This window comes from Stenotrophomonas sp. GbtcB23 (assembly GCF_019091045.1).
GTDB lineage: Bacteria > Pseudomonadota > Gammaproteobacteria > Xanthomonadales > Xanthomonadaceae > Stenotrophomonas > Stenotrophomonas rhizophila_A.
The window spans coordinates 49,797-70,811 of record NZ_JAGXKC010000008.1 but is presented as its reverse complement, the minus strand read 5'-3'; the positions used below and the strand labels follow the sequence as shown (position 1 = coordinate 70,811).

The following is a 21,015-nucleotide window of genomic DNA, read 5'->3' as shown; positions in this document are numbered from 1 at the left end:
GCCTCTACGCGGTGCGGCCCGACAGCGCAGGGTTTTCCGGCCGCGGTTTCGGCCAATTCCACACAAACCGACCCCGGCGTATGGTTAAATCAGCGCATGAATGAACCTGAAGCTTCCGCCGGCGAGCCCCGAGCCGGCCGCAACAGCCGCCTGAGCGCGGAAGACTGGGCGCAGGCCGCCTTGGATCTCATCGCTGAACAGGGTGTCGGCGCGGTCGCGGTGGAGCCGCTGGCCAGGCGCCTGGGAGTGACCAAGGGCAGCTTCTATTGGCATTTCCCGTCGCGCGATGCGCTGCTGCAGGCCGCCTTGGAGCGCTGGGAGCTGTTCGAACAGGAGCAGGTGTTCGGCAGCCTGGAAGACGTGCCGGATCCGCGTGCGCGCCTGCGCCAGCTGTTCCAGGTGGTGGCGCACGAAGTGCAGCCGCACATCATCTACAGCGAACTGCTCAAGGCACTGGACCATCCGATGGTACGGCCGGTGATCGACCGCGTGTCGCACCGCCGCCTGGAGTATCTGGTGGCTTCGTTCCGCCAGGCCGGGTTGAGCCGTACCGACGCGCAGCATCGTGCGCGGCTGGCGTACGCGGCGTACGTCGGCTTCCTGCAGCTGTCGCTGCAGCTGCAGCAGCCCAAGCCGGCGCGCGAGGATTTCGAAGCGTATGTGGAGCATGTGATCGAGACGCTGATCCCGATCGGTTGAGCGCACTGCACAGGAAAGGAAAAGGCCGCGGAATGCGGCCTTTTTCATGGATGGCACAAAAAACAACGGCCCCTTTCGGGGCCGTTGCTGCATCAGGTACCGATCAGTGGATCGATCAGAACTTCTGCTTGTACTGCATGTAGTAGTAGCGGCCCGGCAGGTCGTACTGCGGGTCGAACATGTTGTACGACACCTGGTACGACACCGGCGGATCCTTGTCCCACACGTTGTTCAGACCCAGCATGACGGTGCCGTTCCACGGGGTGTTGTAGCGGAACTGGATGTCATGATAGGTGGTCGCACCGATGTGGTTGGTGCCGTTGTCGCCATCCGAGCAGTAACCGAAGACATCGGTATCGGACGGATCGAACGGGCAATCTTCGGTCATGCCCGACTTGTAGCGCACGCCGTAGTTGACGCCGAAGTCGCCGTACGACCAATCCAGGTACGCGTTGCCGCGGATGCGCCAGTACGGATCCTGGTCCAGGTAGTTACCCTGGCGGCCGTCGACGTCTGCGTCTGCGGTAGCCTTGGTTTCCCACTTGCTCAGGTAGGTGGCATCGACCGTGAAGGTGAACTGGCCGAAGCTGGTTTCCGGCAGACGGTACTGCACGCCCAGGTCCCAGCCTTCCACATTGTAGGAAGACAGGTTCTGCAGCGGCATGCGGACGTCGACGATGGCGCCGTTCTGCGCGGCGGTGCCGTAGTTCGGGTCACGCGTGATCAGACCGCAGTACGTTGCCTGCTGCTGCGGGGTGCCGCCGTAGCAGTACGACATGATGTCGTTGATCGCCGGGCGGGTGATCGCGTTTTCGACTTCGATCTGCCACCAGTCCAGGGTGACATTCAGGCCGGTCACGAAGCTCGGGCTGAACACCAGGCCCAGCGTCTTGCTGGTCGAGGTTTCCGGCTTCAGATCCGGGTTCGAGGTCCAGGTGAACGCTTCCGGGGTCTGCTTGTTGGCGCCGCTGCCGGCGCCCGGCTGCACGAAGCCGGCCGGAACGCCCTGGTCGGCACACTGCTGTGCCACGCCGCCGACACGCAGGCCGTTGGTGCTGGAGCACGGATCGGCGTAGGTTTCGAACGAATCGGCATCACCGGCGAACAGGTCGTTGATGCTCGGCGCGCGGAAGCCTTCCGAGTAGTTACCACGGATCATCAGTTCGTCGATCGGCTTCCAGCGGAACCCGAACTTGTTGTTGGTGGTGTTGCCGAAGTTGCTGAACTTCGAGTAGCGGGTGGCCGCACTGAAGTCGAGCAGCTTTGCGCCCGGCAGGTCAGCCAGCACCGGGATCGACAGTTCCAGGTAGAACTCGTCCAGATCGTACGAACCCTTGGTCGGCTTGGCGCCATTGCCGGTGCTCAGGCCAGCGGCGATGAAGGCGTCCGGGTCGAACTGGCCGCTTTCCTTGCGGTATTCGTAACCGGCTGCGAAGGCCAGGTCACCGGCCGGCAGCGGAACGATGGTGCCGGAGATGTTGGCGTAGTAGCCCTTCGACTCGAGGGTCGAGGAGTCATGCGCGGTGAAGGCGGTGTAGTCGATCGCAGCCTGCGAGATCGAACCTTCCGGACCCAGCGGGTTGACCGGGACGCAGCCCGGAATGATCGTGCCGGTGGCGCCGGTGTTGGTCACGCAGACCGGGTTGCCGGTGAGCGGGTCGATACGCGACGGACCATAGGCCAGGGCCAGGTTGGTCTTGTTGAACAGGCCGTAGGTCAGCACATTCTCGTCGGTCTTGTCGTAGCGGTAACCGGCATCCCAATCGAAGGTGCGGTCAGCGAACTCGAAGAAGCCTTCGAAGCCACCATAGAAGTGCCAGTTCTTGACGTTCTGGTTGAACGAACGGCCGCCGGTTTCATTGAAACGACGGTTCACGCCGGTCAGGTTGACGCCATACGGGTTGTACATGCTCTGCGCGCTGAGCGTCTGGCTGGTCACCGGCATGGCGGCCAGCAGCTGCTCGGACTTACGCTCGTTGTACAGCGCTTCGGCCTTGAACGTCACGTTGTCGGTGATGTTGTAGGAGCCGGTGGTGAACAGCGAGGTACGTTCCTGCGGGGTCAGCAGGTAGTTGTCCGGCGAGGTGTTGTACCCGTGGATGTTCGGGTCGAACACGGTTTCGACGCCATTGAGAATGACGTAGCGGGTGCCGCCGCGGATGTACGAGCCCGGGATGCCGGTGCTGCTCTGGCCGCTGAAGAACGGCGGGCCACCGGCGGAGATCGCGCGGTCGCCGGCCATGACCGAGCCTTCCTTGACGTAGGAAGCGCCCATCATCACCGACGCGCGGTCGGTGGTGGTGCCCAGGGTGAAGTCATAGGCTTCGCGCTCGCCGTCGCCGGCGCTGTACTGGCCCTTGTAGACGTTCGCTTCAGCGCCGTCGAAATCCTTCTTCAGGATGATGTTCACCACGCCGGCGATGGCGTCCGAACCGTAGATCGTCGAAGCGCCATCCTTCAGGATGTCGATGCGCTCGACCATCGCGGTCGGGATGGTGTTCAGGTCGACGCTGCCGGTGATGCCGGTGGTCCAACGGCGGCCGTTGACCAGCACCAGGGTACGCTGGCTGCCCAGGTTGCGCAGGCTGATGCCGGAGGTGCCGTCACCGCCGTTGTTGAAGGTACGGTTCAGTGCGGCGCCGCTGGCGGAGACGCGCTGCAGGATGTCGGCGACCGAGGTCACGCCCTGCTTGTCGATGTCCGCGCGGGTCAGGCTCAGCACCGGCTGCGAGGTCTCGATGTCGGTGCTCTTGATGCGCGAACCGGTGACCGAGATGCGGTCCAGGTTGGTCGTATTGGCAGCTTCCTGCGCCTGCGCGGTGGCGGTGCCGGCCGCGACGACCAGTGCAACGACCACTGCATCACGCAGCTTGTTGGACTTAAAGTTCATTGCTCTCTCTCTCCAAGGGAATCTTGGGTATTCACTGGGGTGTTTGCCTCAGGCGGTGCCAATAGAGAGCACCAAAGACCACAAGGCTGACTCGATAGTAACTGCCGCTTCGAAAGAATTAAAGTAGCGTTAATGAAGTCTGTGATCTGTGTGAAATTCGGCAAAGTCCTTGTGGATCAAGGCCCTTGAGAGGGTTGCAAGCGTCAAACGGCTCATTTGTTAACAAATTGTTAGCAAAATAGTTGCAGTTGTTTTGTCACGCTCTGTATCAGGTTGGCGTGTTCAGTGACCTCAACCGGGGCGCTGGAACGACAAAGGCGCGCCAATGGCGCGCCTTTTCTGGTCTTCCCGGGTCATCGAAACCTGGACTCAGAGGTCCTGCTCGTACCGCACGTAGGGCACGGTGCCCTCATCGGTGCTCTCGTTGCGTGGGGCGAACGGGTTCTTGCCGCGGGTGATCACGTTTTCGGCACCCACGGTGAGCTGGCCGCTCCACGGGGTACGCCAGGTCAGGCCCACGCCCAGGCCCTCCCACTTGCCGGGCTGGCCGGGCACGTCGACCACGCGGCCGATGATGTTGCCGCTGAAGTTGCCGTAGCCGGCACCCAGGGTAAGGCTCTTGCTGTCCCAGCGGTCCACCAAAGCCGGGGACACGTCGGACAACGGCACCAGGCGTGCCTTGGCGTAGGTGCCGCCAATGGAGACGAAGCCTTCGCGGCCGATGTTCTTCTGGCCGAACACGGTCAGGTCGTTCTGCTCGGCGCGGAGCGCCGGCGATTTGTTCGGGCCGGCCAGCCAGGCGGGCAGGGTGTCCTTGCCAGTGCCGGCGGTGATGCCGACGCGACCGCCCGGGCGGTTGAACGCGGCGGTGCCGGTGACGCGGCGGCTCAGCGCGTTGTCGTCCTCGTCACCCAGGCTGGCCAGCATGCAGTGGCTGGCCAGCCCGCTGATGCTGGTGCCGCGGCTGCTGTTGCAGAGCAGGCCAAGCGAATCGCCCGAGGACAGCCCGAAAGCGGCATCCAGCGAACTGCGCCCGAAGTGCCAGCGGGCGCCGGCAGCCTGTTCCCCGGTGGGTTCCAGGTAAAGCAGGGCTTCGACCTTGCCGCTGCCCTTGTTCCAGACCGGAATCACCGTGCTGTCCTGGCGGGCCTTGGACTGCGCATAGGCGCCCGGGATCGCGGCGAGGGCGATCATCAGGGCCAGCGGTAGACGCAGAAGGGCGCGCATGGGAATTCTCAGACAGCGGTAATGAGCACAAGTTCCCGCCGAAGCGGGACACTGATCCTAGGGTGTTTATGAATTCTTAACAAGTCTTGGTTCTCCCCAGAACAAAACTCGCGCGGCGATTACTGAAGCCGTTCAGGTGCCGGTGAGGAAACAACGGCGTCGCGGAACAGTATGTCGAATTCCGTCAACGGAAAGTGATACTCCCGTCCGCAGAATTCGCAACGGATGTCCACGGACCCCGTGGGTTCGGCGGCCGCCCGGGCTTCCACTTCGCCCAGCGACTGCAGCATGCCCTCCACCCGTTCGCGCGAGCAGGAGCAGGCAAAGCGGAGCGGGCGCTCGCCCAGCAGCTCGGGGGCCTGTTCATGGAACAACCGGTGCAGCAGCTCATTGCCGGCCACGTCCAGCAGTTCCTGCTTGCCCAGCGTCTCGAACAGCGCACTGGCCCGGGACCAGCCGTCGGTATCGCCCTCGTCGCCGGGCAGCTTCTGCAGTAGCAGGCCGGCGGCACGGTCGCCATCGGCGGCCAGCAGCAGGCGCGTGGGAAGCTGTTCGGACTGGCGGAAGTAGTCTTCGAAGGCCTCGTCCAGTCCTGATGCGCCCAGGCCGACCAGGCTCTGGTAGCGCTGTGGCTCGCGCGGGTCCAGCCCGGGGTTTTCAATGGTGATGGCCAGCAGCGCGTCCTCGCCCAGTGCGGTCAGGTCGCGCGGGGCATCGCCTTCGCCGGACAGCTGGACGATGCCGCGCAGGGTGCCGGCGGCGGTGCATTCGGCAAACAGCGTGCGCATGGCGGTGTTGCTGCGCAGCTGGATCGACAGCCGGCCGTCCACCTTGGTGTGGCCGGTGAACAGCGCCGAGGCCACGGTGGCTTCACCCAGCAGCTCGGCCGCGGCCGGCGGGTAGGTGCCGTAGGAGAGGATCTGCTGCCAGCTGGCGTCAAGGTGCACGTGCACGCCGCGCACGCCGGCATCGGGAAGCAGGAAACGGATGAGGGAATCGGTCTGGGCGGTCATCGGGTCGGTGGCTGCGCTTAAGTAATGAGGGCGTGTTGCCGGATAATGCGCCGACAACCGTGCAAGCAGAGGATGCACCACTAATGGGGGCAGAGCGCAGCAACCACAAGGCCGAACCGGGCCTGGAACCGACCCGCCGGCGCCGCTGGCGCTGGAAACACCTGCTGTGGCTTCCGGTGCTGTTCGTGGCCGGCAGCGTGCTGCAGGTGGCCGTGCTGCGCTTCATCGACCCGCCGCTGTCGACGGTGATGCTGTGGCGTTATGGCGAGGCGCTGGGCCAGGGCGACTGGAGCTACCGGCTGCATTACCAGTGGCGCGACCTCGACCAGATGGCCCCGAGCCTGCCCATCTCGCTGGTAGCGGCCGAAGACCAGCGCTTTCCCGAACACAATGGCTTCGACCTGCAGGCCATTGAAAAGGCGCGCGACCACAATGCCCGCGGCGGGCGCCTGCGCGGCGCCAGCACCATCAGCCAGCAGGTCGCCAAGAACCTGTTCCTGTGGCAGGGCCGCAGCTGGATCCGCAAGGGGCTGGAGGCCTGGTACACGCTGCTGATCGAAACGCTGTGGCCGAAGTCTCGGATCCTGGAGATGTACGCCAACATCGCCGAGTTCGGTGATGGCATCTACGGTGCGCAGGCGGCATCCAGGCAGTTCTGGAACAAGGATGCGGCGCGGCTGTCGCCGGCCGAAAGCGCAAAACTGGCGGCCGTGTTGCCGGCTCCGCGCCGGTACAATGCCGCACGCCCCGGCCCCTATGTGCAGCGACGCGCCGCCTGGATCCAGCGACAGGCGCGGCAGCTCGGCGGCGGCGCCTACCTGAAAGATGAGTGAGCCATGACAATTGAACGCCTCACCCTGGTCATCGCGGCCCACAACGAAGCGCTGGCGCTGCCCCTGCTGCAGCCGCGCCTGCGCGCGGTCCTGGATGGACTGGAGGGCGTCGAGGGGCGGATCGTGTACGTCGACGATGGCAGCACCGATGCCACCTGGCAGGTGATGCAGGAACTGGCGTCAGCCGACAGCTGCGTGGGCGTGCTGCGCCTGTCGCGCAACTTCGGCAAGGAGGCGGCATTGACGGCCGGACTGGACTTCGTGGACGGCGGCGCGGTGATGATCCTCGATGCCGATGGCCAGGACCCGCCCGAGCTCATTCCGGAATTCGTGGCGCTGTGGCGGCAGGGCTATGACAACGTGTACGGCACCCGCCAGGCGCGCGACGGCGAAAGCTGGCTCAAGCGCAGTACCGCGGCGGCGTTCTACCGGGTGATCGGGCGGCTGTCGAGGATCCCGATTCCAGCCGATACCGGCGATTTCCGCCTGCTGTCACCGCGCGCGCTGCAGGCGCTGGGTCAGCTGCGTGAACGCCACCGGTTCATGAAAGGGTTGTTCGGCTGGGTCGGCTTCCGCCGCGTTGCGTTGCCGTATCACCGGCATGCGCGGATGGTGGGCGACAGCAAGTTCGGGTTGTGGAAGCTGTGGAACTTCGCACTGGAAGGCATCACCAGCTTTTCCACGGTGCCGCTGCGGGCGGCCACCTACCTGGGAATGGCCACGGCAGGCGTGGCATTCCTGTTTGGCGGGTGGGTGGTGCTGAAGGCGGCGCTTTACGGCGATCGGGTAGCCGGCTACCCCACGATGATGGCGGTGATCCTGTTCCTTGGCGGGGTGCAGCTGATCGCGCTGGGCCTGATCGGGGAGTACCTGGGCCGGCTGTACGAGGAATCCAAGCAGCGGCCGTTGTACGTGGTTGACACCTGGCATGCACCGTTCGTGGCAGACTCGGGCGTGCATCCCATCGGTGGAGAGCAGCGAGATGACCACGGTACGACAGCTGTTGGAAGGCAAGTCCCCTGAGGTGTTCGCGGTAGGCCCGGAATCGGCGGTGATCGACGCGATCCGGTTGATGGCCGACAAGGGCATCGGCGCGGTTTTGGTGATGGACGGCCGCAGCCTGGTCGGCATCCTGTCCGAACGCGATTACGCACGCAAGATCGTGCTGCATGACCGCTCTTCGAGGTCGACGAAGGTCAGCGACATCATGACCGCCAAGGTAGTAACGGTGGCGCCGTCCGAGCAGGTTGAACACTGCCTGCAACTGGTCACCGACTACCGCATCCGCCACTTGCCGGTGGTGGACAGCGGCGGCGTGATCGGCGTGATCTCCATCGGCGACCTGGTGAAATCGGTGATCGACGAACAGGCCCAGAAGCTGGACCAGCTGCAGCAGTACATCGTCGCGGGCTGAGCCTGCCTGCAGGTATTTTCAAGCGAAGAGCAGCGTTTCAGTTCTTCCGTGCTGGGGCGGCCGACGGGCAGCCCTCTACGGGACACGCCGTGAACCCTTCCATGGGGGCTTGGCAAAAACATCCATGTTTTTGACAGTCCCTACGAGGGCTGCCCGCCGGCCGCCCCCGAGGGTTGGTCGTGCGCGGAAACGAAGAGCAGCCACGCAGGGCGTGGCTCTTTACTTCGCGTACCGGCCGCCGCAATTCGAATCCTCACCTGGCCCGGTTTCAATCGTGGCCAGCAGCGCGGCAGGCGGGGCAATGCTGCCCAGCGTGAGCGCGATGGCACCTCGCAGCCCGAGCGCCTTGAAGTCCGGCCGGAACGACGGATCCTTGAACGTGCCGCCGATGCGCAGCGGCGAACGCAGTGCCAGGATGCTGATGTCCTTCGGACGGGGGCGCAGTAGCAGGTCGAGCTTTTCCTGCTTCAGGTCCACCGTGCCTTCTCCAAGGATCAGCGTATCGGTGGTATCAAACGCCAGCTGCTGCGAGGTCATCAGGCCCTGCTTCACGCCGAAATCGCCCCACGCGCAGCGCAGCGGAATCTGCTTGTCGCCGGTGAACAGGAACTTCAGCGATTCGGCCACGTCCAGGCCGGCCAGTTCCATGATCAGGTTGCCGACATGGCCGCGGCCGATGCCCACCGCAACAGCGCCATCGGAGCTTCCCAGCATGGATGCGATCGAGTTGCCGTTGCCGGTGAGGTTGATCTCACCACTGATGCCACCGGAGGCCTGCTCGGCCAGTTTCGCGTCGGGGAACAGCCCGCCCAGCTGCACCTTGCGGATGCTGGCCTTGAGCTGGGTGGCAATGGTCGGCTTGCGTGCATCCATGCGGATGGTGCTGCGGATGTCGCCGCCGGCGACCCCGAAGTTGAGCGGCTCCAGGCGCAGCAGGCCGTCGTCCAGCTTCAGGTGTGCATCCATGTCGTCCAGCGGCAGCGCGGGGGAGTTGATGCGCTGCGCCTTCCAGTGCACATCGGCATCCATCGCGCGGAGCTTGCTGAGGTCGTAGGGCGTATCCGGAAGCACGCGCGCCTTCACTGCGAGTGCGGCGGCCTCGGCCTTCTGTTCGGCATTGGCCGATTCGCCGGCGCCGGTCTTGGGCGGGGCGCCGACGAAGCCGGCAAGGTCGTCGAAGTCCAGGCGCTTGGAAACAAGCTCGGCCTTGAGGAAGGGGCGGTCGCCACTGACGTCGATCTGCGCGGTACCGCCCAGGTCGCTGTCGCCGGCGACACCGGTAAAGTTCTCGTACCGCCAGACATCGTTGTTGCGCTTGAGGCGGCCTTTCAGGCGATACGGCGGGGTGGAGGGGATGGCCAGGCCGATCAGTGGATACAGGTCTTCCATGTCCTGGCCGCTGAGCGCGAAATCAAGATCGAAGGTGCGCAGGGCGAACGGGTTGGTCAGGGTGCCGCTGGCAATGGCGTGGGTACTGCCGGCACGGCCATCCAGATGGATGCGGAACGGATGCTCGCTGTTGGTCAGTTCCAACGGCGATTCGGTGTTGCCTGCCAAGGTGAACGGATTGCCCTGCCAGCGGCCCTTGCCGCTGACTAGCAGCGGCGGTGCGCTGTCGGCATTGCGTGGTTTGCCGCTGGTGATCGCGACCAGGATGTCCGTTTTACCGGCGGCATCGAGGAATTTCAGGCGCCCATCGTCAACCAGCAGTCGCTGCAGCACCGGCGGTTCGCCATCGCTGGGGCCAAGAAAATCCCAGTTGCCGGGCTGGTCCTTGCCAGGCGCGGTTTCCAGCAGCAGATCGGGGCGGGTCAGGCGGATTTCCGGAATGCGGATATCGCCACGCAGCAGGGGCCAGGCGCGCAGGTCGATCTCGGCGCGGTCGGCGCTCGCCATCCGTGGGGTCTTGGACCATTCGGCATTGGCGAACGTCAGGCCATCGGCGCGCACGGTAAGGGTGCGCCCGAGATCGACATCCAGATTGCCGCCAATATGGAATTCGCGGCCGGTCTTGGCCTGCACGGCGCGCTCGACGGGGCCTTTGAACCAGTTCCAGTCCCACAGCGCGATCACCAGCAGGATCAGCGCGAAAAGGAAAACCAGCACCGCCAGCCAGCGCTGCCCGCGCTTGCCCGGTCGGCGAAAACGCCAGCGTGAGCGGGAGGATGGCGCAACGGGCGTAGGAGCGGGAACGGTATTCACCCGCCCATCCTTGCCCGTTCATCGTGCAGGCAACGCGAAGCATTGGTAAGGATCGCGTCAGTGTGGCGCCAAAGCCGAAGCCAAGGCTGGAGCGCTTGCTATTCATTGATACGTGCTGGGCGGGCGGGGGTAGCCCATGCCGGGCCACGCCGTAAACCCATCCATGGGGGCTCGTTCGCGCCATCCATGGCGCTCTACGGTCCCGGCATGGGCTACCCCCGCCCGCCCCCAAGCAGTTTCTCAGCGGTGGGAAGAGCAAGGGCCTGCTCTTGATCTCCGTTGCCTGCCGACCAGATGTCGAAGGGGCGGTGTGGGTGGGTTGACGGGACCGTAGAGCGCCATGGATGGCGCGAACGAGCCTACAAGGACGTACTTGCGGCGTGTCCCGGCGGCCCACCCACACCGCCCCTAAACAGCAAGCAAACGGCAACCTGCTGTTGCCGTTGCGGTTGCGGTTGCTTCAAAGAATCTGTGCAGTAACCGCAACGAAGTGACAGACACTTCCGCCGATCACGAACAGGTGCCAGATCGCGTGGGAGTAGGGGATGGATTCGCGGTGGTAGAAATAGGTGCCCAGCGTGTAGGACAGGCCACCGGCAAACAGCCAGCCCAGGGTCCAGCCGTCGATGTGGGACCACATCGGCTTGATCGCCACCAGCACCATCCAGCCCATCGCGATGTAGATGATCGTGGAGAGCAGCTTGAAGCGGCCGGTGAAGAACAGCTTGAAGACCACGCCAGCGAGCGCCAGTGCCCAGATGGCCGTGAACATGCCCCAGCCCCAGGGACCCCGAAGGCCGATCAGGGTGAATGGGGTATAGGTGCCGGCGATCAGCAGGTAGATCGCGCAGTGGTCGAATACTTTCAGCCGGCCCTTGGCGATCGGGTGCTGGATGGCGTGGTAGAGCGTGGAGGCCGTGTAAAGCAGCAGCAGTGCCACGCCGAACACGATGGCGCTGGCCAGCTGCCAGGCGTCGCCGTAGATCGCGGCCAGGGTGATCAATACCGCGCTGCCGGCAAGCGCGGCCACCGCGCCCAGCCCGTGGGTCAGGGCGCTGGCGATTTCTTCACGTACGGAAGCAACAGAGGTCATGGCGATGATCGTCGCGCGGGGAGGGGGAGCCCGCTCCCCCCTATCATCGCCGGTTTCGCCAGGTCAGGCGACCGACATGCTGTGCGCCGCTTCGCGGGTTGCCGCGAAGCGCACGTCCGGCGCGCGTTCCTGCGCCAGCTGCAGGTTGACCCGGGTCGGCGCCAGGTAGACCAGCTGGCCCGCCGCGTCGATGCTGAGGTTGCCCGCATTCTTCTCGCGGAACTCTTCCAGCTTCTTCGCATCGTTGCAGGTCACCCAGCGCGCCGTGGTCACGCTCACCGGCTCGAAGGTCGCTTCCACGCCGTACTCGTCCTTCAGCCGGTAGGCGGCCACGTCGAACTGCAGCACGCCCACCGCGCCCAGGATCAGGTCGTTGCTCATCAGCGGGCGGAAGAACTGGGTGGCGCCTTCTTCGGACAGCTGCGCAAGGCCCTTCTGCAGCTGCTTGAGCTTGAGCGGATCGCGCAGGCGCGCGCGACGGAACAGTTCCGGCGCGAAGTTCGGGATGCCGGTGAAGCTCACCGCTTCGCCTTCGGTGAACGTGTCGCCGATGGAGATGGTGCCGTGGTTGTGGATGCCGATGACATCGCCCGGCCATGCTTCAGCGGCGATTTCGCGGTCACTGGCCATGAAGGTCAGCGCGTTGGCCAGCTTCATTTCCTTGCCGGTGCGCACGTGGAAGGTCTTCATTCCCGCTACGAAGCGCCCCGAACAGACCCGCATGAACGCCACGCGGTCACGGTGCTGCGGGTCCATGTTGGCCTGGATCTTGAACACGAAGCCGGTCAGCTTGTTTTCCTGTGGGGCGATCACCCGACCAGTGGTGGCGCGTGCCTGGGGCGACGGCGCGTGCTCGACGAAGAAGTCCAGCAGCGGCTGCACGCCGAAGTTGTTCACGCCCGAACCGAAGAACACCGGCGTCTGCCTGCCGGCCAGGTAGGCATCAAGATCGAACGCGTGGCTGGCGCCCTGCACCAGTTCCAGCTCGTCGCGCAGTTCGGCCAGCATGCCCGCGCCGATCTTTTCGGCCAGGCCCGGTGAATCGATCGACGGGAAAATGGTCGAATCCTGCCGGGTGAAGTTGCGGCCCTGTTCGTACAGGTGCACTTCGCCGCTGATCAGGTGGACCACGCCCTTCAGGCGCTGGCCCATGCCGATCGGCCAGGTCACCGGCGCGCACTGGATGCCCAGCACGCTTTCCACCTCGTCCAGCAGGTCGATTGGCTCCTTGCCCTCGCGGTCGAGCTTGTTGATGAAGGTCATGATCGGGGTGTCGCGCAGGCGGCACACCTCCATCAGCTTGATCGTGCGCTCTTCCACGCCCTTGGCCACGTCGATCACCATCAGCGCCGAGTCCACCGCGGTAAGCACGCGGTAGGTATCCTCGCCGAAGTCGGCGTGGCCGGGGGTGTCGAGCAGGTTGACGATCTTGCCTTCGTACGGGAACTGCATCACCGATGAGGTGACCGAGATGCCGCGCTCCTTTTCCAGCGCCATCCAGTCCGAGGTGGCATGGCGCGCGGCCTTGCGGCCCTTGACCGAGCCGGCCATCTGGATCGCACCGCCGAACAGCAGCAGCTTCTCGGTCAGCGTGGTCTTGCCGGCGTCAGGGTGGGAAATGATGGCGAAGGTGCGGCGGCGCGCAGCTTCGGTAGCGACTTCGGACATGGCGTGACGCGCCCGCCCGGGGCGCTTCTCATGGAGATAAGCCCGCCAGTATACCGGGCCGCCCCGCCCGGCGGGTCAGTGGCTGGCCGCGTCGCCGCCGTCGGCCTCTTCACGCGCGAAATGCAGCTCGCCCTGGGGGGCCACGATGCGTACCGGAATCGAGCGCAGCTGCATGCCGGCATTGGCCTGGACCACGAAATGCAGGTGTGGGGCGGTGCTGTAGCCGGTGTTGCCGGAAACACCGATGCGCTGGCCGGCCTCGACACGCTGGCCGCTGCGCACCAGTACCCCGTTTTCGCGCAGGTGGGCGTACACGGCCATGCTGCCGTCTTCATGCAGGACCCGGATGAAGTTGGCGCGGTCGCGGTCGCGCGCGGGATCCTGCCCGTTGCCGCTGAAGTTGCCCTGCACCTGCATCACCTTGCCCGCGCGGGCAGCAAGCACCGGGGTGCCTTCGGGCAGCGCGAAGTCCACCGCGTCGCGGTTTTCAGCATCGTTGTGGCTGAAACGCCCCTGCGGCGCCTGGCTGACCTGGAACCGGCGCGCATCAAAGGGCAGCTGGTAGGCCACGTCCTGCGGCCGCGCCGCCGGGTCGCCGGGAACCGCGTCCAGCAGCAGGTTCAGGCGTTCGGTATCTGGTGGCAGCTGCAGCCGCGCTACCACCACGCTCGCCGAGCCCGGCAGCACGGTTTGCAGGGGCAGCCCCGGCAGCAGCGCGGCACCCGCGTCCTGGCGCAGGGCGATCTGCACCGGGCCGGTGAGGTGGTTGTCGACCCGCGCCTGCCAGTACGCGGCGCCCACTTCGAGCTTCACCGAGGCCAGCGTGCCGCTCCGCGCCCCCTGCGGCGCCTGGTCGGCCGGGCGCACCAATCCCCAGCCGCCGCGCCAGTCCGCTCCACCGTTGGATTCAGCGGCCGGTGCCATCAACGGGCACGCCAGCAGGGTGAGCAGCAGGATCCGGCGCATCAGCGAGCTTCCAGTGAGGGTGCGCGGACTCTACGCAACCGCGTTCGTTCAGGAAAGAGGGCGGCTGCGGGCTGATGAGAAAAAACTATATCGCTTCATCCAGATGGAAGGATTGACATGCCCGGAATGTGCTGGCATCGTGGCTCCACCATCGAGACCGGCAGAGGGACAGGCCCTTTGAAGCCGGGGCAGCCCGCAGGCGCGAAAGCGACCTGCGTAGGTGCCAAATCCTGCGGGGACCGTGGTGTCTTCCGAAAGATGGTTCGAACCGTGCACCGTGCGTGCGCTTCGAACGCGAGCTCCGCGAAAGCTCGATGGCCGTTTTCCTCTTCGGGATATCGCCATGAGTTTCGCCACCGCCGCCGTTGCTTCCGACTCCTTCGCCCCCTTGAGCGTTCCGGTTGATGCCGGGCGCAGCGCCGTTCGCGGCGAGATCGCCGCGATCCTGTCGATGCGCCACGGGGGGGCGCGCCCGGTGCGGCTGCGCTACGAACTGGTGGGCCGTGAACTGGCGCCCGTGGTGGTGCTGGCCGGTGGCATTTCCGCACACCGGCATGTGGCCGCCAATGCCGAGTTCCCCGAGAAGGGCTGGGCGGAGGGCCTGGTGGCACCCGGTCGCGCGCTGGATCCGGCCTCGCGCCGCATCCTGGCCTTCGATTTCATCGGTGCCGACGGCGCACTGGACCTGCCGATCGACACCGCCGACCAGGCCGATGCGCTCGCTCTGCTGCTCGATCACCTCGGCATTACCCAGCTGCAGTGCTTCGTGGGCTACTCCTACGGTGCGCTGGTGGGCCAGCAGTTCGCAGTGCGCCACCCGCAGCGGTTGGCCAAGCTGGTCGCGGTCAGCGGCGCGCATCGCCCGCATCCCTATGCCGCCGCCTGGCGCGCGCTGCAGCGCCGCGCGGTTGCGCTGGGCCAGCTGCAGTGCGGCGAAAGCCACGGCCTGGCGCTGGCCCGGCAGTTCGCCATGCTCAGCTACCGCACGCCGGAAGAATTTGGCGAGCGCTTCGATGCACCGCCGGAAGTGGTCAACGGGCGTGTCCGCGTGGCGGCCGAAGATTACCTGGATGCCGCCGGCGCGCAGTACGTCGCGCGCACCCCGGTGGAGGCGTACCTGCGCCTGTCCGAATCGATCGACCTGCACCGCATCGACCCCGCCGCGATCAGCGTACCCACCGTCGTGGTGGCCGTAGAAGGCGACCGCCTGGTGCCGCTGGCCGACCTGGTCGGCCTGGTTGAAGGGCTGGGCCCGCGCGGCAGCCTGCGCGTGCTGCGCTCGCCCTATGGCCATGACGCCTTCCTCAAAGAAACCGATCGCATCGACGCGATCCTCGCCACCGCATTCCGTACCCCGGGAGAAAACGCATGAGCCAGTCCGCCGGTTCCGAGCCGACCTGTAGCCGAGTCACCGCCGCCGTGCGCGCCGGTATCGATCGCGATACCGCGCACGGGGCGGTGACCCCGCCGATCGTGCTGTCGTCGAACTTCAGCTTCGATGGCTTCGGCAACAAGCGCCAGTACGACTACACCCGCAGCGGCAACCCCACCCGTGACCTGCTCGGTGAGGCGCTGGCCGAACTCGAAGGCGGTGCTGGCGGGGTGATCACCTCCACCGGCATGGGCGCGATCAATCTGGTGCTCAATGCGCTGCTGGAACCGGGCGACACCCTGGTGGTGCCGCACGACGCCTACGGTGGCAGCTGGCGGCTGTTCAACGCGCTGGCCAAGAAGGGTCACTTCCAGCTGGTCACCGCCGACCTGACCGACCCGCGTTCGCTGGCCGACGCGCTGGCGCAGTCGCCCACGCTGGTGTTGATCGAGACTCCGTCCAACCCGCTGCTGCGCATCACCGACCTGCGCTTCGTCATCGATGCCGCGCACCGCGCCGGTGCGAAGGTGGTGGTCGACAACACCTTCCTGTCACCGGCGCTTCAGCAGCCGATCGCCTTCGGCGCCGATGTGGTGCTGCATTCGACCACCAAGTACATAAACGGCCACAGCGATGTGGTCGGTGGCGCCGTGGTGGCGCGCGATCCGGCGTTGCACGAGCAGCTGGTGTGGTGGGCCAACGCACTCGGCCTGACCGGTTCGCCGTTCGATGCCTTCCTGACCCTGCGCGGCCTGCGGACGCTCGGCGCGCGGCTGCGCGTGCACCAGGAAAACACCGCCGAGATCGTGCAGCTGCTGGCCGCCAGCGACGCGGTGGCCAATGTCTACTACCCCGGCCTGGAATCGCACCCCGGCCACGCGATTGCCGCGCGCCAGCAGAGCGGGTTCGGCGCGATGCTGTCGTTTGAACTGGCCTCGTGCCCGGGCGATGACCCGCACGCGGCGGTGCGCGCCTTCGTCGATGGCCTGCGCTGCTTCACCCTGGCCGAATCGCTGGGCGGGGTGGAAAGCCTGGTCGCGCACCCGGCCACCATGACCCACGCGGCGATGACCGCCGAGGCCCGCGCCCATGCGGGAATCAGTGAGGGCCTGCTGCGCCTGTCGGTGGGTATCGAAGCGGCTGAAGACCTGGTCGCGGACCTGCAGGCCGGCCTGGAGCGGGCCCAGGCGGTGATCGACCGCCTGGCGCAGCTGGCCCAGCGCAGGCTGGTGGACGCATGAGTGCGGTACTGCCTTTCGCGCGACCGGCGCCACGTCGCTTGGCGTTGCTGGGTACGGGCACCGTTGGAACCGCGTTCGTGCAGCGCTACCAGGCGCTCGAAGCACGAGGCGTCGAGTTGCCCCAGTTCTCGTGGCTGGCCAACTCGCGCACGGCACGCGCCTGCGAACAGCAACCGGCGCGGGCCCTGGCGCGCGCCAACGATGCCGCGCGCACGGCGCCCGCGCTGCAACCCTGGGCCGAAGCCGAAGGTCTGCAACGCGGTGACGTGGTGGTGGACGCCACCGCGAGCGACGATGTGGCCAACTGGCATGAGCAGTGGCTGGCGCGCGGCGTGCACGTGGTGACAGCCAACAAGCTGGGGCAGGGCGCACAGCTGGCGCGTGCACAGGCCATCGCGGGTAGCGGGCTGGACGGTGGTGCGTGTTACGGCGACAGTGCCACGGTTGGCGCAGGGCTGCCGCTGTTGAGCAGCCTGCGCGGGCTGGTGGCCGGCGGCGACCGCATCCACCGGGTGGAAGGCGTGCTGTCGGGGTCGTTGGCGTGGCTGTTCCATCACTACGACGGTCAGCGCCCCTTCTCGGCGTGGGTGCGCGAGGCGGCGGGCGCGGGGTACACCGAGCCGGACCCGCGCGTGGACCTGTCCGGTGAGGACGTGCGCCGCAAACTCCTGATCCTTGCCCGCGCCAGCGGCATCGCGCTGCGCGCCGAGCAGGTGGCCGTGAACTCGCTGGTGCCCGATGCACTGGCGGCGCTGCCGACCACCGCGGCGATCGAACAGCTGGCCCTGCTGGACGCGCCGCTGCAGCGGCACTGGGAGCAGGCACGCGCGCAGGGCGGCTGCCTGCGCTTCATCGGCGGCTTCGACCACGACGGCGCCTCGGTCGGGCTGCGGATCGTGCCGCTGGACCATCCGCTGGCCGGCGGTGCGCAGACCGACAATCGCGTGGCGATCCACAGCGACCGCTACAACGTGCAGCCGTTGTTGATCCAGGGGCCGGGTGCGGGGGCCGGGGTCACCGCTGCCGCCTTGTTGGACGACGTGTTGTCGATCACCCGCCCTTCAACGCCTTCAACAACGCCGCGTTGAACCGCGAGGGGTCCTGCACCTGCGGCGAATGCCCCAGGTCGTCGAAGCTCACCAGCGTCGCGCCGGGGATTGCGGCGGCGGCAGCCTTGCCCAGGGCAGGGTAGTCGCCCAGCGCACCTTTCAATGCCGGCGGGGCCAGGTCACGCCCGATCGCGGTGCGGTCCTTCTGGCCGATGAACAGCGTGGTCGGCACGCGGATGTTGGCCAGCTCATGCACGACCGGCTGGTTGAACACCATGTCCGAGGTCAGCGCCTGGCTCCAGGCCACGGCCTGCTTGCCGGGGCCGGCATACATCCCGGCCTGCATGCGTGCCCAGTGTTCGAACTCCGGCGTCCACTGGCCGCTGTAGTAGACGTCAAGCTGGTACTTCTTGATGCTGTCGAAACTGGTGTTCAGTTCGTTGGCATACCACGCATCCACACTGCGCCAAGGCACGCCCTTGGCCTTCCAGTCTTCCAGCCCGATCGGATTGACCAGCGCCAGCTGGCGCAGCTGCTGCGGATACATCAGCGCGAACCGCGCGGCCAGCATGCCGCCCATCGAATGGCCGACCAGGTCGACTTTGGTGGTGTCCAGTTTGAGATGCGCCAACAGCGCCTGCGTGTTGGCGGCCAGCTGGCCGAAGGAGTACTGGTAGCGCAGTGGCTTGCTCGATTTGCAGAAGCCGATCTGGTCCGGCGCAATTACCCGGTAGCCGGCGCTGCTCAACGCGGTGATGGCATCACGCCAGGTGCCCGCGCAGAAATTCTTGCCGTGCAACAGCACCACCGTGCCGACCTGGCGGCCGGCAGGCGCCACGTCCAGGTAGGCCATTTCCAGCGGCTGGCGCTGCGAATCGAAGCTGAAGGTCTTGATCGGCCAACCGTAGTCGAAGGCCTGCAGGCGCGCGTCGTAGGTGTCGGCGGCGAACGAGGTCAGGGGCAGGCAGGCAAGCAGGGCGGCGGCCAGGATGCGCATGGCGGTCTCCAGTGGGGGAACCCCGAGGATAACCGCCCGCGCGTCTCCGATCAGCACTCGATGACGTTGACCGCGAGCCCGCCGCGGCTGGTTTCCTTGTATTTGTCCTGCATGTCGCGGCCGGTATCGCGCATGGTCTTGATCACCTTGTCCAGCGACACCTTGTGCTTGCCGTCGCCGCGCATGGCCATGCGCGAGGCGTTGATCGCCTTCACCGCGCCCATCGCATTGCGCTCGATGCAGGGAATCTGCACCAGCCCGCCGATCGGGTCGCAGGTCAGGCCCAGGTTGTGCTCCATGCCGATTTCGGCGGCGTTCTCGATCTGGCTGGGATTGCCGCCCAGCGCGGCGACCAGGCCGCCGGCGGCCATCGAGCAGGCCACGCCGACTTCGCCCTGGCAGCCGACTTCGGCGCCGGAAATCGAGGCATTTTCCTTGTACAGGATGCCGATCGCGGCCGAGGTGAGCAGGAAATCGAACACGCGCTGTTCATTGGCGCCGGGGCAGAAGCGGTCGAAATAATGCAGCACCGCCGGCAGCACGCCGGCCGCACCATTGGTCGGCGCGGTGACAACGCGGCCACCGGCTGCGTTCTCTTCGTTGACCGCCAGCGCGTACAGGTTGACCCAGTCCAGCGTGGTGAGCGGGTCGCGCATGGCCGCTTCCGGCTTGGATGAAAGCTCGCGGTACAGCGCCGGGGCGCGGCGCGACACATGCAGGCCACCGGGCAGGGTGCCTTCCTGGCGGATGCCCCGGGCGCAGCATTGCTGCATCGCGTCCCAGATCTCGCGCAGCTGGTCGCGGATTTCGTCTTCGCTGCGCCAGCACTTCTCGTTCTCGAACATCAGCTGGGCAATGCTCAGCCCACTACGTGCGGTCTGCGCCAGCAGCTCGTCGCCGCTCTTGAACGGGTAGGGCAGCGGGGTTTCATCGGGCACGATGCGGTCATCGGCCGCGTCGTCCTGGTTGACCACGAAGCCACCGCCCACCGAGTAGTAATCGCGCGTGGCGATCACCTGGTCCTGCGCGTCGTACGCGGTGAAGCGCATGCCATTGGTGTGGTAGGGCAGCTTCTGGCGCTTGTTCAGGCCCAGGTCGCGCTTCTCGTCGAAGGCGATCTCATGGGTGCCCATCAACCGGATGCGCTTGCTGCTGCGGATCCGCTCGAGCGTGCCGGGAATGATGTCCGGATCGATCTGGTTCGGTCGCTGGCCTTCCAGGCCCAGCAGCACGGCCTTGTCAGTGCCATGGCCGCGGCCGGTCAACGCCAGCGAGCCATACACGTCGGCGCGGATGCGCACCACGTCCTGCAGGCAGCCCGGGTCCAGCAGCCAGCGGTGCACGAAGCGTTCGGCGGCCTTCATCGGTCCTACGGTGTGCGAGGAGCTCGGGCCAATGCCGATCTTGAAAACGTCGAACGTGCTGACAGCCATGATTGCCAAACTGCGGGTATCGGATGGAGCACTATTCTATGCTGTCCGGGCCCGCCACCCTGGCTGCAACGCAACATATCGAGCCTATGTTCATCCTGTACCAGCGCGACGACTGCCACCTCTGCGACCTGGCCCTCGCGGTCCTGGCCCAGGCCCGGGTCCCCGGGCTCGACAGTGTGTTCATCGATGATGACGCGGCCCTGGAGGCCCGCTATGGCAGCCGCGTGCCGGTGCTGTGCGATGGGCAGGGGCGTGAGCTGGACTGGCCCTTCGATGCGTCCACCCTGTCGGCGTGGATGAGCGGGCACCGGTAGCGCCGGCCGTTGGCCGGCGCCACGGGAGGGGTTACTTCGCCTGCAGCTTGACCACGGTGCTGATCGCGGTGTCGTCCGGGATGTTCCTGGTGTCTTTCCAGTCGTCACCGCCGCCCACGCCGAAGTCCAGGCGCTTGACCGTGGCCTTGCCGGTCAGCACCGGGTTGGGACCGGGCTTCAATTCGAAAGTGAAGGTAACCGGCTTGCTCACCCCGCGCAGTTCCAGCGTGCCATTGGCCACGTACTTGTCGCCGCTCCTGGTGAAGCCTTTGGCGGTGTATCGGGCTGTGGCGAACTTGGCCACATTGAAGAATTCCGCACCCTGCAGCGTCGAATCGCGGTCGCTGTTGCCCGACGTTGCGCCGGCCAGTGGAATGGTCACGTCCAGCGTGCCGGCGGCGGGGTCGACCGGATCGAAGCTGACCTTGGTCGAGAAGCCGGGGAAGCTTCCCGTGAACACTTCACCGTCATATTTGGTGGCAAAAACCAACGTGGAGCCGTTGTTGGCGGCCTGCACGTAGTCGGCGGCAAGCACCGGGGCGGTGGCCATCAGGCCGGCCAGCGCGGCAGCCACGGCGGCGGGGGAGGTGAGCTTGATGTTCAT

At 66.1% G+C, this 21,015-nt stretch carries 18 protein-coding genes and 1 riboswitch; of the genes, 8 read left to right on the top strand and 10 right to left on the bottom strand.

Annotated features, from left to right (window positions below; genetic code table 11):
* Positions 1-96 precede the first annotated feature (96 nt).
* Complete coding sequence (locus KVS69_RS05345; protein WP_068853700.1) at positions 97-699, top strand: TetR/AcrR family transcriptional regulator; 603 nt, start codon at positions 97-99, stop codon at positions 697-699.
* A gap of 115 nt (positions 700-814) precedes the next feature.
* On the opposite strand, the gene KVS69_RS05340 is transcribed toward KVS69_RS05345, so the two are convergent.
* The 3 genes from KVS69_RS05340 to KVS69_RS05330 all read right to left on the bottom strand — a co-directional run bounded on the left by KVS69_RS05340 (position 815) and on the right by KVS69_RS05330 (position 5,829).
* Positions 815-3,589 carry a TonB-dependent receptor gene (locus KVS69_RS05340; RefSeq protein ID WP_068853699.1) on the bottom strand — a complete coding sequence of 925 codons (2,775 nt, stop codon included), beginning with the start codon at positions 3,587-3,589 and terminating at the stop codon, positions 815-817.
* A gap of 369 nt (positions 3,590-3,958) precedes the next feature.
* Positions 3,959-4,783 (bottom strand): hypothetical protein, encoded by an 825-nt coding sequence (locus KVS69_RS05335; RefSeq protein ID WP_179197306.1) that lies wholly within the window; start codon positions 4,781-4,783, stop codon positions 3,959-3,961.
* Between the two features lie 152 nt (positions 4,784-4,935).
* A complete protein-coding gene (locus KVS69_RS05330) occupies positions 4,936-5,829 on the bottom strand; it encodes an Hsp33 family molecular chaperone HslO (RefSeq protein ID WP_217537411.1) in 894 nt (297 codons plus the stop codon).
* Between the two features lie 83 nt (positions 5,830-5,912).
* Here KVS69_RS05330 and mtgA point away from each other — a divergent pair, with 83 nt between their 5' ends.
* Genes mtgA through KVS69_RS05315 form a run of 3 tightly spaced genes read left to right on the top strand, consistent with a single transcriptional unit; the run spans position 5,913 to position 8,076 of the window.
* A complete protein-coding gene (mtgA, locus tag KVS69_RS05325; protein WP_093532827.1) occupies positions 5,913-6,662 on the top strand; it encodes a monofunctional biosynthetic peptidoglycan transglycosylase in 750 nt (249 codons plus the stop codon).
* A 3-nt stretch (positions 6,663-6,665) separates the two neighbouring features.
* The gene (locus KVS69_RS05320) at positions 6,666-7,685 is read left to right on the top strand and encodes a glycosyltransferase family 2 protein (RefSeq protein ID WP_217537410.1); all 1,020 of its coding nucleotides are present in this window, start codon (positions 6,666-6,668) and stop codon (positions 7,683-7,685) included.
* Positions 7,645-8,076 carry a CBS domain-containing protein gene (locus KVS69_RS05315; protein WP_095364327.1) on the top strand — a complete coding sequence of 144 codons (432 nt, stop codon included), beginning with the start codon at positions 7,645-7,647 and terminating at the stop codon, positions 8,074-8,076. The genes KVS69_RS05320 and KVS69_RS05315 overlap by 41 nt, the downstream gene beginning before the upstream one ends.
* Positions 8,077-8,295: 219 nt before the next feature.
* On the opposite strand, the gene KVS69_RS05310 is transcribed toward KVS69_RS05315, so the two are convergent.
* The 4 genes from KVS69_RS05310 to KVS69_RS05295 form a co-directional block, all read right to left on the bottom strand.
* Positions 8,296-10,188, bottom strand: coding sequence for an AsmA family protein (locus KVS69_RS05310; RefSeq protein ID WP_254622043.1), 1,893 nt, complete (start codon positions 10,186-10,188; stop codon positions 8,296-8,298).
* Positions 10,189-10,738: 550 nt separating this feature from the next.
* Positions 10,739-11,377 (bottom strand): hemolysin III family protein, encoded by a 639-nt coding sequence (locus KVS69_RS05305; RefSeq protein ID WP_217537430.1) that lies wholly within the window; start codon positions 11,375-11,377, stop codon positions 10,739-10,741.
* 57 nt (positions 11,378-11,434) lie between these two features.
* Positions 11,435-13,039 carry a peptide chain release factor 3 gene (locus KVS69_RS05300; RefSeq protein WP_093532832.1) on the bottom strand — a complete coding sequence of 535 codons (1,605 nt, stop codon included), beginning with the start codon at positions 13,037-13,039 and terminating at the stop codon, positions 11,435-11,437.
* A 75-nt stretch (positions 13,040-13,114) separates the two neighbouring features.
* Entirely contained in the window at positions 13,115-14,005 is an 891-nt protein-coding gene (locus tag KVS69_RS05295; RefSeq protein WP_217537408.1) for a M23 family metallopeptidase, read from the bottom strand.
* A 145-nt stretch (positions 14,006-14,150) separates the two neighbouring features.
* Positions 14,151-14,270, top strand: a riboswitch (SAM riboswitch).
* Between the two features lie 78 nt (positions 14,271-14,348).
* Here KVS69_RS05295 and KVS69_RS05290 point away from each other — a divergent pair.
* The 3 genes from KVS69_RS05290 to KVS69_RS05280 are packed head-to-tail and all read left to right on the top strand — an operon-like array spanning position 14,349 to position 17,706.
* A complete protein-coding gene (locus KVS69_RS05290; protein WP_217537407.1) occupies positions 14,349-15,377 on the top strand; it encodes a homoserine O-succinyltransferase in 1,029 nt (342 codons plus the stop codon).
* Positions 15,374-16,618, top strand: a complete 1,245-nt coding sequence (locus KVS69_RS05285; protein ID WP_217537406.1) for an O-succinylhomoserine (thiol)-lyase — start codon at positions 15,374-15,376, stop codon at positions 16,616-16,618. The genes KVS69_RS05290 and KVS69_RS05285 overlap by 4 nt, the downstream gene beginning before the upstream one ends.
* Positions 16,615-17,706, top strand: a complete 1,092-nt coding sequence (locus KVS69_RS05280) for a homoserine dehydrogenase (protein WP_217537405.1) — start codon at positions 16,615-16,617, stop codon at positions 17,704-17,706. Before KVS69_RS05285 ends, KVS69_RS05280 begins: the two co-directional genes overlap by 4 nt.
* Here KVS69_RS05280 and KVS69_RS05275 read toward each other — a convergent pair.
* Together KVS69_RS05275 and KVS69_RS05270 are read right to left on the bottom strand one after the other, a co-directional pair.
* Complete coding sequence (locus KVS69_RS05275) at positions 17,669-18,664, bottom strand: alpha/beta hydrolase (RefSeq protein ID WP_217537404.1); 996 nt, start codon at positions 18,662-18,664, stop codon at positions 17,669-17,671. The genes KVS69_RS05280 and KVS69_RS05275 overlap by 38 nt on opposite strands.
* A gap of 50 nt (positions 18,665-18,714) precedes the next feature.
* Positions 18,715-20,097: an L-serine ammonia-lyase gene (locus KVS69_RS05270; RefSeq protein WP_217537403.1), complete on the bottom strand. Its 1,383-nt coding sequence runs from the start codon at positions 20,095-20,097 to the stop codon at positions 18,715-18,717.
* Positions 20,098-20,183: 86 nt separating this feature from the next.
* Here KVS69_RS05270 and KVS69_RS05265 point away from each other — a divergent pair, with 86 nt between their 5' ends.
* On the top strand, positions 20,184-20,411 hold the full coding sequence (locus KVS69_RS05265; protein ID WP_217537402.1) for a glutaredoxin family protein: 228 nt from the start codon (positions 20,184-20,186) through the stop codon (positions 20,409-20,411).
* Between the two features lie 31 nt (positions 20,412-20,442).
* Here the strand turns inward: KVS69_RS05265 and KVS69_RS05260 are convergent, their stop codons facing one another.
* Positions 20,443-21,015 (bottom strand): YceI family protein, encoded by a 573-nt coding sequence (locus tag KVS69_RS05260; protein WP_217537401.1) that lies wholly within the window; start codon positions 21,013-21,015, stop codon positions 20,443-20,445.